The 13,762-nt window shown below is 66.6% G+C and carries 10 protein-coding genes and 3 pseudogenes; 10 read left to right on the forward strand and 3 right to left on the reverse strand.

Annotated elements, in window-relative coordinates:
• Positions 1-221: 221 nt before the first annotated feature.
• Positions 222-1,211 carry an LLM class flavin-dependent oxidoreductase gene (locus tag ACX80X_RS05015; protein ID WP_252599185.1) on the reverse strand — a complete coding sequence of 330 codons (990 nt, stop codon included), beginning with the start codon at positions 1,209-1,211 and terminating at the stop codon, positions 222-224.
• Between the two features lie 274 nt (positions 1,212-1,485).
• Here ACX80X_RS05015 and ACX80X_RS05020 point away from each other — a divergent pair, with 274 nt between their 5' ends.
• The 6 genes from ACX80X_RS05020 (at position 1,486) to ACX80X_RS05045 (ending at position 8,676) form a co-directional block, all read left to right on the forward strand.
• Positions 1,486-2,448, forward strand: coding sequence for a transporter substrate-binding domain-containing protein (locus ACX80X_RS05020; RefSeq protein WP_459311411.1), 963 nt, complete (start codon positions 1,486-1,488; stop codon positions 2,446-2,448).
• 141 nt (positions 2,449-2,589) lie between these two features.
• Positions 2,590-3,030 (forward strand): GNAT family N-acetyltransferase, encoded by a 441-nt coding sequence (locus tag ACX80X_RS05025; protein ID WP_459311413.1) that lies wholly within the window; start codon positions 2,590-2,592, stop codon positions 3,028-3,030.
• Between the two features lie 101 nt (positions 3,031-3,131).
• On the forward strand, positions 3,132-3,725 hold the full coding sequence (locus ACX80X_RS05030; protein WP_252614300.1) for a TetR/AcrR family transcriptional regulator: 594 nt from the start codon (positions 3,132-3,134) through the stop codon (positions 3,723-3,725).
• Between the two features lie 76 nt (positions 3,726-3,801).
• Positions 3,802-5,340, forward strand: a complete 1,539-nt coding sequence (locus ACX80X_RS05035) for an aldehyde dehydrogenase family protein (protein ID WP_459311415.1) — start codon at positions 3,802-3,804, stop codon at positions 5,338-5,340.
• On the forward strand, positions 5,341-6,984 hold the full coding sequence (locus ACX80X_RS05040) for a GMC family oxidoreductase (protein WP_252599197.1): 1,644 nt from the start codon (positions 5,341-5,343) through the stop codon (positions 6,982-6,984).
• A 90-nt stretch (positions 6,985-7,074) separates the two neighbouring features.
• Positions 7,075-8,676, forward strand: coding sequence for an APC family permease (locus ACX80X_RS05045; protein ID WP_459311417.1), 1,602 nt, complete (start codon positions 7,075-7,077; stop codon positions 8,674-8,676).
• On the opposite strand, the gene ACX80X_RS05050 is transcribed toward ACX80X_RS05045, so the two are convergent.
• Together ACX80X_RS05050 and ACX80X_RS05055 are read right to left on the reverse strand one after the other, a co-directional pair.
• On the reverse strand, positions 8,673-8,834 hold the full coding sequence (locus ACX80X_RS05050) for a hypothetical protein (RefSeq protein WP_252608026.1): 162 nt from the start codon (positions 8,832-8,834) through the stop codon (positions 8,673-8,675). The genes ACX80X_RS05045 and ACX80X_RS05050 overlap by 4 nt on opposite strands.
• Positions 8,831-9,851, reverse strand: a pseudogene (locus tag ACX80X_RS05055) (LLM class flavin-dependent oxidoreductase); the annotation flags it as partial. The pseudogene ACX80X_RS05055 and the gene ACX80X_RS05050, both read right to left, overlap by 4 nt.
• On the opposite strand from ACX80X_RS05055, the pseudogene ACX80X_RS05060 reads away from it, so the two are divergent.
• The 4 genes and pseudogenes from ACX80X_RS05060 to ACX80X_RS05075 all read left to right on the forward strand — a co-directional run.
• Positions 9,846-10,133: pseudogene (locus ACX80X_RS05060) on the forward strand (hypothetical protein); the annotation flags it as partial. The pseudogenes ACX80X_RS05055 and ACX80X_RS05060 overlap by 6 nt on opposite strands.
• An 8-nt stretch (positions 10,134-10,141) precedes the next feature.
• Positions 10,142-10,680: pseudogene (locus ACX80X_RS05065) on the forward strand (GNAT family N-acetyltransferase).
• A gap of 4 nt (positions 10,681-10,684) precedes the next feature.
• Positions 10,685-12,406, forward strand: coding sequence for a helicase HerA-like domain-containing protein (locus ACX80X_RS05070; protein ID WP_459311419.1), 1,722 nt, complete (start codon positions 10,685-10,687; stop codon positions 12,404-12,406).
• A 130-nt stretch (positions 12,407-12,536) separates the two neighbouring features.
• Positions 12,537-13,529 (forward strand): hypothetical protein, encoded by a 993-nt coding sequence (locus ACX80X_RS05075; protein WP_459311430.1) that lies wholly within the window; start codon positions 12,537-12,539, stop codon positions 13,527-13,529.
• Positions 13,530-13,762: the final 233 nt, after the last annotated feature.

Genomic DNA, 13,762 nt, shown 5'->3' on the forward strand with positions numbered 1-13,762 from the left:
AACCGGTTCAGTTGAGGGATGTCAAGGGCCCGCCGCCACATTGGTGCTTTCCGGCGGCCGCCTTGGTTCCGTCCTGGCCGGCTTCCGCCGTCACGCAGGGCACGCTTTTGGACCACGACGGCGGCGCCCGCCGCGTGATTCCGGGGAACCCCGCCGTCGGGCTTCCTAAAAGGGTGCTTGGCGTGACGCGGGCGCGCCCCCGCGTGCCGGTGGCGCCGGACCTAGATCCGGGCCAGCCCGGCAACCCCCGCCAGCAGCTCCACGGAGCGGATCCTGGCCTCGGTGCCGGTGTTCTGGTGCGCCACGATGAGTTCGTCGGCGTCGGAGTGCTTGGCGAACTCCTCGAGGTAGTCGTTCACAACGTCCGGGGTGCCGACGGCCGAGTACGTCATCATCTGCGAGACGTGTTGGCCCTGCGGGGAGTCCAGGATCATGTCCGCTTCGTCGTCGGTGAACTCGCGCCCGCCGCCGAAGAACAGACCGACGCGGGCGCGCAGGGTGGCCCGGAAAGCCGCCTGCGCTTCGGCAGCGGAATCGGCGGCGATCACGTTGACGCCGGCGATCACGTGCGGGGCTTCGAGCTGCGCCGACGGCTTGAATTCGCTGCGGTAGAGCGCCACGGCATCCTGCAGGGAGTTGGGGGCGAAGTGCGAGGCGAAGGCGTACGGCAGGCCCAGCTGGGCAGCGAGGCGGGCGCCGAACAGCGACGATCCGAGGATGTACAGCGGGACGTTGGTGCCCTTGCCGGGGGTGGCCTCCACGCCCTGAATCCGCGTGGGACCGGTGAGGTAGCCCTGCAGCTCCAGGACGTCTTGGGGGAAAGTGTCCGCGGACATGGGGTCCCGGCGCAGCGCGCGCATGGTGTTCTGGTCGCTGCCGGGGGCGCGGCCCAGGCCAAGGTCGATCCGGCCCGGGTGCAGCGTTTCCAGGGTGCCGAACTGCTCGGCGATGGTCAGCGGCGAGTGGTTGGGCAGCATAACGCCGCCGGCGCCGAGCCTGATGGTCTTGGTGTGGGCGGCCACGTGGGCGATCAGCACGCTTGTGGCCGATGACGCGATGGCGGACATGTTGTGGTGCTCGGCGTACCAGATCCGCCGGTAGCCCAGCTCCTCCGCCCGCTGAGCCATGGCCACGCTGCCGGCGAAACTCTCCGCCGCCGTCTGGCCTTTGCCAATGGTTGCCAGATCAAGGATGGAGAGGGGAAGCGTCACGTCGGTGCCGGCCTTTCAATGCGTTGCGTAGGGTGGCCGGCCGGGTCGCGGCGGGCACACTGTGGACAACGACGGCGGCGTCCGGGTTATTTCTGCGGCCTGCGGTGGGGTGGCCCACAGTCTCATTTGTGACCGCGGCGGTCGCCCGGTGAACTGCCGTTACTCCCGGTATCGCACCGTTTCGGCGGCCTTTGATCCCGCACCAGCGGTCCCGGATAGTTGCTGCCAAGAACACCGTTCCGTTCCGAAAATCAGCAACTTGCAAGGGGAAATCATGGCGAAAATCAAGACAAGACAGGCTCCCGGTGCAGCAGTCACGCTGCTGGCGCTGGCCGCCTGCTCGGACCCGGGCGCGACGGCGGCGACAGCACCGTCGTCGGGCTCTACGGCGAGCGCAGCAGGCAAGACGTTCAACCTGGCCCCGGAGCAGAACCGCGTCAAGGTGACGGTAGATGAGAAAGCCGCCGCACTGGTCCCCGACGCCAACAAGGCGGACGGCAAACTGACCGTAGTCACCACCGGCGGCACAGCCCCGCTGAGCCTGTTCGCCACGGACAACAAGACGCTCATCGGCAGCGAAGTGGACATCGCCTACGCTATCGGCGAGACGCTGGGGCTGACCGTGGAGGTCCTGCCCGTGGCCTGGGCCGACTGGCCGCTGGGCGTTGAATCCGGTAAGTACGAGGCCGCGCTCTCCAACGTCACCGTCACCGAGGCCCGCAAGGAGAAGTTCGACTTTGCGAGCTACCGCAACGACCTCCTGGGCTTCTACGCCAAGACCGATTCCACCATCGGCGACATCAAGGAAGCCAAGGACGTCGCCGGCAAGCGCATCATCGTCGGCTCGGGCACCAACCAGGAAGCGATCCTGGTGCGATGGGACGAAGAGAACAAGGCCAAGGGCCTCGCGCCGGTTGAGTTCGAGTATTACGACGACGACTCCGCCTCCACGCTGGCACTCCAGTCCGGCCGTGCGGACCTGACGTTCGGCCCGAACGCCGGGGCGGCCTACAAGGCCGCGAAGGACGGCAAGACCAAGGAAATGGGCACGCTCAACGGCGGCTGGCCGCTGACCTCCGAAATCGCCTTCACCACACAGAAGGGAAACGGCCTGGCCGTTGCAGCCCAGGCTGCCCTGAACACTCTCAGCTACGCCGAGATTCTGGACCGGCGGGGCCTGTCCTCGGAGGCCATCAAGACCTCCGAACTGAACCCGCCCGGCCTGCCGAAGAAGTAGGGCCGCCAACCACGGAGAATCCCCGCCTTGCTTCAGCGAGGCGGGGATTCTTCGTGTCCCGCCCCACAATGCCTGGCGCGTTCGCTGCGTCTGGCGCTACCAGAATTTGCGGCGCTCCGACGCGCCCCGTTGAATAGTGGAATGCCCCACTCCTACAAGCTCCGCCCCGGCCTCGATACTGACGGCCCGTGGATCGCCGAGCTCCGCGCCGTCGTGATGCGTCCGGACCTTGAGCGGCTGGGCCGCTTTGACCCGGTCCGCGTCCGCGAGCGCTTCCTGAACGGGTTCCAGCCGGAGCACACCTTCGTCGTCGAGGTGGCTGGGCAGAATGCGGGCGTGATCGCTGTCCGCCCGGAGCCCGACGCGCAGTGGATCGAACACTTTTACCTGGCCCCGGAGCATCAGGGAAAGGGCCTCGGCGGCGCCGTGCTCCGGCAGGCCATGGACGCGCCCCAGGACCACCGTCCCTTCCGCCTGAACGTCCTCCAGGGAAGTGCCGCCCGGCGGCTGTATGAGCGACACGGCTTTGCGGTGGAATCGGAGGACGCTGTGGACGTATTTATGGTGGCACCGGCCTCTTAACAGATGCCGCGTTCCTGGAGTTCCGGGACGAGGTGGTTGACGATGTGGTCCGCCTGATCCGGAAAATGCACTAACGGCGGGTTTGGCAATAGTCTGGCCAGATGGGGACAAATACCGTGAACTCCGGCGAACAGATCGACAGGCAGTCGCGCATTCTCGAGGCGGCGCTGGATCTGCTGTCCCGCCATGGGATTTCGGGTGTGAGCATGCGGGCCGTGGCCCGCGAAGCTGGCGTCGCGCTCGGCCTGGTGAACTACTACTACGACGACAAATTGAGCCTGATCCGGGCGGCCCTGCACCGGGTGGACGAGCACGACCTTAGGCTGGTCGCACCTGACCCCTCGTCGGCCCCGGACGAACAACTGCGCAAGGCCCTGCGGCGGGTGGCAGCCGCTGACCTGCTGACCACCCGCTACCTGTCCCTGCGCCTGCATCTTTGGGCCCTCGCCCAAGCGGACGAGGGCTATGCACAGATCAACGCCGAGGCCTTCGACCGGTATCTCGACGGCCTCGCTGCACTGGTTTCCAATGCCCAAACGGGTCTGTCATGGGAGACATGCAGGGAGCGGGCGGCTGACATTGTCGTCATCCAAAACGGCATGTGGCTGACGGCCCTTCTCGGCGTTGATGAGGCCTCCATCCAGCGAAGCATTGCCCGCACTGAGCAAATAGCCTTCGCGCCCCTGCAGGAGTAAGCCCTGCTACGTAGCATTGAACGACTGTTCAATAAAAGTATTGAACAGTCGTTCAATCTGCATTACTGTCCTTCGTATGACTTACGCCACACCCCTTCGGGACGTCCCCCAAACCAAAAAAACTGAAACAGCATCCACCCTGTTCATCAACGGTGCATGGGAGCCGGCCGTCTCCGGCGCTGTCCGCGAAATCCGCAACCCCGCCGACGGCGAGCTGGCCGCCACAGTGTCCGAGGCCGGCCGGGAAGATGCCGAGCGTGCCATCGCTGCGGCCCGGGCGGCTTTCGACTCCGGCGTCTGGGCTTCGGTGCCGGCACCCGAGCGCGGCACTTTCCTGCTTAAGGTCGCCGCGGAACTGCGCGAACGCCGGGAAAAGTTCGCCCGCGCCGAGTCACTGGACACCGGGAAGCGGATAGCCGAAAGCCGCATCGACATCGACGACATCGCCGCCTGCTTCGAGTATTTCGGACGGCTGGCCGGGCAGCAGGCGGGCCGTGTGGTCGACGCCCGGGACCCCGCCGTCGTCAGCAAAATCATCTATGAGCCCGTGGGTGTCTGCGGCCTGATCACGCCATGGAACTACCCCCTGCTCCAGGCAGCCTGGAAGATCGCACCCGCTCTGGCCGCCGGCTGCACCTTCGTTCTTAAGCCGTCCGAGCTGACGCCGTCCACCGCCATCCTGGCCATGCAGCTGCTGCAGGACCTCGGCCTGCCGGACGGCGTCGCCAACCTCGTGACCGGACCCGGCGCGGAGGCGGGGGCACCGCTCTCCGAACACCCCGCCGTCGACCTGGTCTCCTTCACCGGCGGACTGGAAACCGGCAAGCGCATCGCCGCGGCCGCCGCCGGCACCGTGAAAAAGGTGGCGCTGGAGCTCGGCGGTAAGAACCCCAACGTGGTGTTTGCCGACGCGGACTTCGACGCCGCCGTCGACAACGCCCTGAACGGGGCCTTCGTCCACTCCGGGCAGGTCTGCTCCGCCGGGGCGCGGCTGGTGGTGGAGGAATCAATCGCCGAGCGCTTCGTCGATGAGCTGGTCCGCCGTGCGCGGGAAATCCGTATCGGAGGGCCGTTTGATGACGACGCCGAAACCGGGCCGCTGATCTCCGGGGCTCACCGGGACAAGGTTGATGCCTACGTCCAGCGCGGCATACAGGAGGGCGCGCGGCTGCGGTGTGGCGGCGCGGCCCCTGAAGGGCAGCAGTACGACGCCGGTTTCTACTACCAGCCCACGGTCCTGGACAACGTGCAGCGCGGGATGTCCGTCGTCGTGGATGAAGCGTTCGGTCCGGTGGTGACCGTCGAGACCTTCCGCACCGAGGAGGAGGCCGTCGCCACGGCCAACGACACCATCTACGGGCTGGCAGGCGCGGTCTGGACCCAGGACGCCGGCAAGGCGCAGCGCGTGGCTTCCAGGCTGCGGCACGGGACGGTCTGGATCAACGACTACCACCCCTACCTGCCCCAGGCCGAGTGGGGAGGCTTCGGCCAGTCCGGCGTCGGCCGCGAACTCGGGCCGACAGGCCTGGCCGAGTACCAGGAAGCAAAGCACATCTACCAGAACACCAGCCCCCAGGTGACCGGCTGGTTCGCTGACCACGGGAAGGAGAACTAGATGCATACAGACAACGTCGAGAACCTCAGCGAGCGCGGGTTCGACTACATCGTCGTCGGCGGCGGATCCGCGGGGGCCGCAGTCGCCGCGCGGCTGAGCGAGGATCCGGACGTGTCCGTTGCCTTGGTGGAGGCCGGCCCGGATGACCGGAACCTTCCCGAGATCCTGCAGCTGGACCGCTGGATGGAACTGCTGGAATCCGGCTATGACTGGGACTACCCGGTGGAACCGCAGGAGAACGGCAACTCCTTTATGCGCCACGCCCGGGCAAAGGTCATGGGCGGCTGCTCCAGCCACAACTCCTGCATCGCCTTCTGGGCCCCGCGCGAAGATCTGGACGAGTGGGAATCCAAATACGGCGCCACCGGCTGGACCGCTGAAACCGCCTGGCCGCTCTACCAGCGGCTGGAGACCAACGAGGACGCCGGCCCGGACGCGCCGCACCACGGGGACTCAGGCCCCGTGCACCTGATGAACGTGCCCCCGGTGGATCCCGCCGGCGTCGCGCTTTTGGATGCCTGCGAGCAGACCGGCATTCCGCGTGCGAAGTTCAACACCGGGACCACTGTCATCAACGGCGCCAACTTTTTCCAGATCAACCGCAGGGCGGACGGCACCCGCTCCTCCAGCTCCGTCTCCTATATCCACCCCATCATGGAGCGCGAAAACTTCACCCTGCTGACGGGCCTGCGCGCCCGCCAGTTGGTGTTCGACGAGCACAAGCGCTGCACCGGAGTGGACGTGGTGGACTCCGCGTTCGGCCGGACCCATCGCCTCTCCGCGCGCCGGGAAGTCATCCTGTCCACCGGCGCCATCGACTCGCCCAAGCTGCTGCTGCTCTCCGGCATCGGCCCCGCAGCACACCTCGTCGAACACGGCATCGAGGTCCTGGTTGACTCCCCCGGCGTGGGCGAGCACCTGCAGGACCACCCCGAAGGCGTGGTGCAGTTCGAGGCCAGGCAGCCGATGGTGCAGGCTTCGACGCAATGGTGGGAAATCGGCATCTTTACCCCCACCGAGGACGGCCTGGACCGCCCGGACCTGATGATGCACTACGGCTCCGTCCCGTTCGACATGAACACCCTGCGGCACGGCTATCCCACCACGGAAAACGGCTTCAGCCTCACCCCGAACGTCACGCACGCCCGCTCCCGAGGCACAGTCCGGCTGCGCAGCCGCGACTTCCGCGACAAGCCCAAGGTGGACCCGCGCTACTTCACGGACCCGGACGGCCACGACATGCGCGTCATGGTGGCCGGCATCCGCAAGGCCCGCGAAATCGCCGCGCAGCCCGCCATGGCGGAGTGGACCGGACGCGAGCTTTCACCCGGCATCGAGGCGCAGACGGACGAGGAACTGCGGGACTACATCCGCAAGACGCACAACACCGTGTACCACCCCGTCGGCACCGTCCGGATGGGCCCGGCCGACGACGACATGTCGCCCCTCGATCCGGAATTACGGGTCAAAGGCGTCACCGGCCTGCGCGTCGCGGATGCCTCCGTCATGCCGGAACACGTCACCGTCAACCCCAACATCACCGTCATGATGATCGGCGAACGCTGTGCGGACCTCATCCGCGACAGCCGGTCCGGCGAAACCATGACCTCAGGAGAAATGGAGCTCACCGCGTCCCTCGCCTAAGCGGCAAGGTCCCGGCGGCAGGGCATCGACCTTCCATGCGCCACGGCCGGCCGGTCATCACTATCGTGCTTTTCTGATTTAGGAGTCCACATGGCGGAACCCAGCAAGAGTATTGATTCAAGCGGCATGGACGAGTTTGGTTATACGCAGACCCTGGACCGGAGCATCGGCAAGTTTGCCAGCTTCGCGGCAGGTGTCAGCTACATCTCCATCCTCACTGGTGTTTTTCAACTGTTCTACTTTGGCTTTTCCATGGCTGGCCCGGCGTACGCGTGGTCCTGGCCCCTCGTCTTCGCAGGCCAGCTGACGGTGGCCCTGTGTTTCGCCGAGCTGGCGGGCCGGTACCCGGTGGCCGGATCGGTGTACAACTGGGCCAAGCGGCTCACCTCCGGGACCTGGTCCTGGCTGGCGGGCTGGCTGCTGCTCATCTCGTCCATCGTGGCGCTCGGCGCCGTGGCCCTGGCCCTGCAGCTCACCCTTCCGCAGCTCTGGTCCGGCTTCCAGATCATCGGTGACGGAACGGGCACCTACGACTTCGCCCTCAACGGCGTGCTGCTGGCGAGCATCATGATTTCCATCTCCACGCTCATTAACGCCTTCGGCGTGAAGCTGATGACCAGGATCAACAGCATCGGCGTCTTTGTTGAGCTGACCGCGGCCGTGCTGCTGATCCTGGCGCTGGGGTGGCACGTTGTGCGGGGGCCTGAGGTCTTCTTCGACACCGCCGGCTTCGGGGAAGGCCACGACCTCGGCTTCTTCGGTGTGTTCCTGATCGGCGCCATGGCCTCCGGCTACGTTATGTACGGCTTCGACACCGCCAGCTCCCTAGGTGAAGAAACGAAGGACCCCAAACGCACGGCACCCAAGGCCATCCTGCGTGCCATCACGGCATCCTTCGTGCTGGGCGGCCTGATCCTGCTCTTTAGCATCCTGGCGGCCCCGGACCTGGCCGACCCCAAGCTCGGGGCGGCCGACGGCGGCCTGCAGTATCTGGTGCTCTCCGTGCTTGGAGGCCCCTTCGGCAAGGCCTTCCTCGCCTGCATCGTAGTGGCCGTGGTGGTCTGCACCCTGGCCGTCCATGCTGCCGCCATCCGCATGATGTTCGCCATGGCCAGAGACAACAACCTTCCGTTCAGCCAGCAGCTCAGCAAAGTGGACCCGGTCCGCAGGACCCCTACTGTCGCTGCCATCGTGGTCGGGATCATGGCCGTCATCCCGCTACTGGTCAACGTAATGCAGCCGGCCATCTTCACCATCCTCTCCAGCATCAGCATCGTCCTGATTTACCTGTCCTACCTGCTGGTCACCTTTCCGATGCTGCGCAACCGGCTCCTGAAGAAGTGGCCGCTTGCCGACGACGGCTCCGAACCCGGATTCAGCCTGGGCAAGTGGGGACTGCCTGTGAACATCCTCGCGGTCCTGTGGGGCGGTGCCATGACACTGAACCTGGTGTGGCCGCGCCAGGAGATTTACAACTCGGTGCCGCCGTTCGAGTGGTACCTGCAGTGGGGCGGGGTGATCTTCGTGGCAGCGGTCGCCGGCGGCGGGGCCCTGCTGTACCGGCTGAAGATCCGCCACCAAACGGGCGTGCTGGCCGAGCACGCCGCGGCCGTAGCAGCCCATCCGTCGTCGGGCTCCGCCCTGCAGTTATCATCGGCTGAAACCGGTGTGGCGGACGCCAAAGTACCTTAGAGGCGCTGCTCCCACACCGTCAGCTGCAGTCTGACCGCGCCACCGTCGGGCACGGCGGCACCGTCCCCAGCGCAGCCGCCGTCGAACACCCCAATGTAGCTGCAGCGCACCGTCCCCCACAGGCGCTGCCACAAGCCGCCGGGGCGGTCCGCGCTCATAAAGCGCGGGCCGCTTCAGCAGCTTCGTCAGCAGTGCGCGCGGGAGTTGCCAGGCCCAGGTTTTCACGCAGGGTGCTGCCCCGATACTCCGTCGGGTAGACGCCGCGTTCCTGCAATTCCGGCACCAGGTGGTTCACGATGTCATCCAGGCCGGACGGGATCAGCCACGGCGAGATGTTGAAGCCGTCCACCGCGCCGACCCGTGCATATTCAGCCAGCTGGTCCGCCACCGCGGAGTACGAACCCGTGAAGGTGTGGCGTCCACGCGGGCTGTGCGGGAGGTAACGAACTGGCGGATGGAGAGGCCCTTGTCCTTGGCCTCTGCCCGCCACTGGTCCGCCAGCTGCCGGGCTTTGGCGCCGTGGAAGCCGCTGCCGCGGGTTTCGGAGGTTTCCTCCACCACTGGATCAATCTCCGGGAGCGGCCCGTCCGGATCGTATGCCGACAGCTCGCGGCCCCAGAACTGCTCCAAGTAAGCCACGGCCTGCTGCGGACCGATTTGCAGGCTGCGCACCCATTCCTTCTTCGCCGCAGCCTCTTCAGCTGTGGGTGCCAGGATGAATTCGCTGGCCGGCATGATCTGTACCGCGTTGGCTCCGCGGCCCGCGTTCAGCGAGCGTGCCACGAGGTCCTTGCGGAACTCGACGGCAGCATCAAACTTCGTGTGGGCCGAAAAGATGACATCCGCCTGGCGGGCAGCAAAGTCGCGGCCTTCCGGGGAGTCGCCTGCCTGGAAGAGCGCGGGCCGGTACTGCGCACTTCGAGGCAGCCGGGGCGTCACGTCCACGGTGTAGTGCTGCCCTTCATGGAGCACACGGCCCGCGGTCCCTCCGCAGTTTCCCAGGAATCCCAGATGCGCTTAGCCGTCTCCACGAATGCTTCAGCGTGCCTGTAACGGTCGGCGTGGTCCAGGTATCCCCCGCGCCGGAAGTTGGCACCGGTCCAGGCGTTGTCCGTGGTCACGATGTTCCACGCGGCACGGCCACGGGAAATCAGGTCGAGGGACGAGAGTCGGTGGCCCGGTCGCTCAACCCGCTGCTGGCGTCGCTGCACCTGTCCGGTCTGGGCAGCGAACAGCAGCTGCTCACGGCGGACGGCATCCACTCCACCGGAAAGCTGCTCGTCTCGGACCGGCACGAGCTGCTGGACGGGCACGGCCGGGCGGGCGGCCGGCTCTTCGGTGTGGGGCCGGGAACGTCCGGCTGGGGCGCCGGCGCCTTTGCCAGGCCTGGCACCAATGCCGCCCCGTTCCGCGAGAACGATGCCCTGGCCAGGACTGTCCTGGGCGTCGCGGCGTGAAAACCAGCATAGGCAGCCCGGCAGCCCTGAACAGGTCCGCGCTGAACCGGTCCGCGCTGACCGTCCTCAACCTTCCCAAGCACGATCCGCGGGTCCGGCCGCTCCTGGATGAGCTGGCCGTGGAATACGACTCCCGCTGCGGCGACCTTTTTGGCCGCGGAGACGCTGCCGACGAACTCAACCGCTACCCGGCGTCGGAATTCAAGGGACCGGGCGGTGCGCTGCTGGTGGTCCAGGAAACGGCGAGTCCATAGCCGGCGGAGCTTTCTGCCGGTACAACAACGACACGGCGGAGTTCAAGCGGATCTGGACCCACTCGGCGCACCGCCTCCGCGGCCTCGCCCGCTTCGTCCTGGCGGAGCTGGAGGCGCTGGCGGCCCGGCGGGGCTACCGGCGAGTCTTCCTGACCACCGGTTCGCGCCAGCCTGAAGCAAAGCACCTGTACCTCGCCTCGGGTTATGAGCCGCAGTTCGACCTGGACCAGGATCCGGAGATCATCACGTCGCTCGCGTTCACGAAGAATCTCCCGGCCGCCCCGCTAAGCTAGCGGCATGGCCAACAAAACCACTGCAGAAAAGCTCGCCACCATCCAGAAGGGCTACACCGTGGAAGGTGCCACCATCGAGTTGGGAGCCGCAATTGTGGACGGCGAACTCCACAAGGAAGCCCAGGTCCGCCTGCCGCTGGCCATGATGAACAGGCACGGCCTGGTAGCCGGCGCCACCGGCACCGGCAAGACCGTCACGCTGCACATGATGGCCGAGCAGCTGTCCGCGGCCGGAGTTCCCGTGTTCCTCGCGGACATCAAGGGCGACCTGTCCGGCCTGGCCACGGCGGCCGCCGGCAGCGAGAAGCTGAAGGCCCGCACCGACAGCATCGGCCAGGCCTGGGCCGGCAAGACGTTCCCCGTGGAGTTCCTGGCCCTGGGCGGCGACGGCAACGGCATTCCCGTCCGTGCCACCATCACCTCGTTTGGCCCCATTCTGCTCTCGCGTGTGATGGAGCTCAATGACACCCAGGAATCCAGCCTGCAGCTGGTCTTCCACTTTGCGGACAAGAACAACCTTGAGCTGATCGACCTCAAGGACCTCCGCGCGGTCATCCAGTTCCTCACCTCGGACGAGGGCAAGGACGAGCTGGAGGAACTGGGCGGCCTGTCCAAGGCCACCGCCGGCGTCATCCTCCGCGAACTGGTGAACCTCGAAGCGCAGGGCCTGGAACGGTTCTTCGGCGAGCCTGAGTTCGACACCGCCGAGCTGCTCCGGACCGCCCCGGACGGGCGCGGCGTTATCACCTGCCTGGAGCTGCCCACGCTGCAGACCAAGCCGATGCTGTTCTCGACCTTCCTGATGTGGCTGCTGGCGGACCTGTTCGAGGACCTCCCCGAGGCCGGCGACCTGGACAAGCCCAAACTGGTGTTCTTCCTCGACGAGGCCCACCTGCTGTTCAACGGCGCATCCAAGGCTTTCCTGAACGCCATCACCACCACTGTCCGGCTGATCCGTTCCAAGGGCGTGGGGATCTTCTTCGTCACCCAGACCCCCAAAGACGTCCCCGCCGACGTCCTGGGCCAGCTGGCCAACCGCATCCAGCACGCCCTCCGCGCCTTCACCCCCGAGGACGCCAAGGCCCTGAAAGCGACCGTGTCCACGTTCCCGGTCAGCGACTATGACCTCGAGGAGACCCTCACGTCCGCGGGGATCGGCGAGGCTGTCATTACCGTCATGAATGAGAAGGGCGCCCCGACGCCGGTCGCGCACACTCGCCTGCGCGCCCCGGAATCCGTCATGGGCCCCAGCACTGAGGAGCTCATCAAGAGCACGGTGGGCGGGTCCGCATTGCTCGCCAAGTACGGGACCGCGGTGGACAACGTCTCCGCGTACGAGAAACTCACCGGCAAGGCCGCTGCGCCCACCGGCGGAGCCGCGCCGGGTCAGCCCCCGGTTCCGGGGACTTCCGGGCAGCCAGGTTCGGGGGAGCCCGGTTCGGGGCAGGCCGACGTCGACGCCGAGGCCCGCAGGATCGAAGAGGAAATCCTGGGCCGGCCCAGCAGCCGTCCCACGCCGGACCGTGGCGCCGGCACTGATGCGCCCGCGCGGCGTGCACCGGCGCCTGCGGCCCCGGCCGGCGGCGGGATGGTGGGCGACATCGCCGGTGCGCTCGGCGGGGCACTGGGCGGCGGGCTGAAGAGTATGGTCCGTTCCCTGGGCACGCAGCTTGGCCGGGAGCTGCTCCGCGGCGTCTTCGGCACCTCGTCCCGGCGCCGCCGGTAGGCAAAACCGGACGATGTCCCGCCCTGGACTTCCCGCCGTCGGGCATCAGGAAAGCCGCCGCACCCCGCTACACGGGGCGGCGGCGACACCTGTGTTCAGCGGCCTTGCAGGTAACGTAAGTGAAGTGCAGATGAGTCAGGCGTTGGTGAGGATGGCAGCAGGGTGGCTGCTTGGCCTCATGCTTGCCGTGGCCGCGGCCATCGTTGGGGTCAACGTGGTGAACAATACGGTGGCCAGCCCACAGCAGCCTGTCCGGGAATATCTGGACGCCCTCCACGAGGGTGACGGTGGCAAGGCGCTGGGCCTTTTGCGGGCTACGGTGCCGCCCAGCAACGCCGCCATGCTCGACGGCACAGCGCTGCAGACTGCCACTTCCCGGCTGGCGAACGTCAGCATCGGCGAGGCGGAGGAACGCGCCGGCAACCAGGTGATGGTGCCCGTGCAGTACACGATCGATGGCAGCAAGCTTCGCACCGATTTCGTGCTGGAGAAGACCGGCACGGAATGGCTGTTCTTTAACACGTGGGCGTTTGTGCCGTCGCGGCTGCCCACGGTGGGCCTGACAGTGGTGAATGCCAGCGAAGCCAACCTCAACGGTGTCCCGGTGAACATGCCCCAAGGCAGGAATTCGTTCGCCGTGTTCTATCCGGGTGAATACGAAGCCTCCCTGAACGGTGAATACTTCGCCGCGCCCGCCACCCGCGCCACGGTGACATCCCGCGATGTCCCGGCGGCTCCGTTGAACCTGCTGACCGAGGCCACCGACCAGCTGCGGAAGGATGTGGGCGCGAAGGTCAAGGAATTCCTGGACACCTGCGCCGCCGAAGCCGTGAAGCAGCAAAAGCTGCAGCCGGACTGCCCCTTCTACTTCGCCAGCACCAACAACGTGGACGACGGCACCATCAAGTGGACCATCACGGAGTACCCGGAGATATCCATCGAGCCCTTTGGCGGCCGCTGGGTGGTTGCTCCCCTCGACGGGAAGGCCAAGGTGGAGGCGGTCCAGCAGAGTTCCTTCACGGGCGTCTGGTCCCCGCTCAACGAAGAGGTGGACTTCAGCTTCACCACCCGCCTGGACGTCGCCGGCGACACCATCAGGGTCACCCCGCTCCTGAGCTACTAGCGCCTGGGCTATCGGCGGGCCTCGTGTCACGCACAGCACGCTTTTGCCACCGGTGGGCGCGCCAGCCCCTGAGTTTCCGGGGTTCCCCCTCACGACCGGCGGCTTTAACCCCGGAAATCCGCGGCCGGGAGCTCAGGACTCTGGACATAGCGTTTTAATTGTTGGCTGACGTTTCTTTGTTTTTGATCTCAAATCGCAGGGTCCGGTCGGTGCCGGGGTAGCGGGTTTCGGTG

It is taken from the genome of Pseudarthrobacter sp. MDT3-1 (assembly GCF_054510755.1).

Coding starts and splice junctions, on each gene's coding strand:
- ACX80X_RS05020 (WP_459311411.1), top strand. CDS start 1,486: ATGGCGAAAATCAAGACAAGACAGGCTCCCGGTGCAGCAGTCACGCTG.
- ACX80X_RS05025 (WP_459311413.1), top strand. CDS start 2,590: ATGCCCCACTCCTACAAGCTCCGCCCCGGCCTCGATACTGACGGCCCG.
- ACX80X_RS05030 (WP_252614300.1), top strand. CDS start 3,132: ATGGGGACAAATACCGTGAACTCCGGCGAACAGATCGACAGGCAGTCG.
- ACX80X_RS05035 (WP_459311415.1), top strand. CDS start 3,802: ATGACTTACGCCACACCCCTTCGGGACGTCCCCCAAACCAAAAAAACT.
- ACX80X_RS05040 (WP_252599197.1), top strand. CDS start 5,341: ATGCATACAGACAACGTCGAGAACCTCAGCGAGCGCGGGTTCGACTAC.
- ACX80X_RS05045 (WP_459311417.1), top strand. CDS start 7,075: ATGGCGGAACCCAGCAAGAGTATTGATTCAAGCGGCATGGACGAGTTT.
- ACX80X_RS05050 (WP_252608026.1), bottom strand. CDS start 8,834: ATGAGCGCGGACCGCCCCGGCGGCTTGTGGCAGCGCCTGTGGGGGACG.
- ACX80X_RS05070 (WP_459311419.1), top strand. CDS start 10,685: ATGGCCAACAAAACCACTGCAGAAAAGCTCGCCACCATCCAGAAGGGC.
- ACX80X_RS05075 (WP_459311430.1), top strand. CDS start 12,537: ATGAGTCAGGCGTTGGTGAGGATGGCAGCAGGGTGGCTGCTTGGCCTC.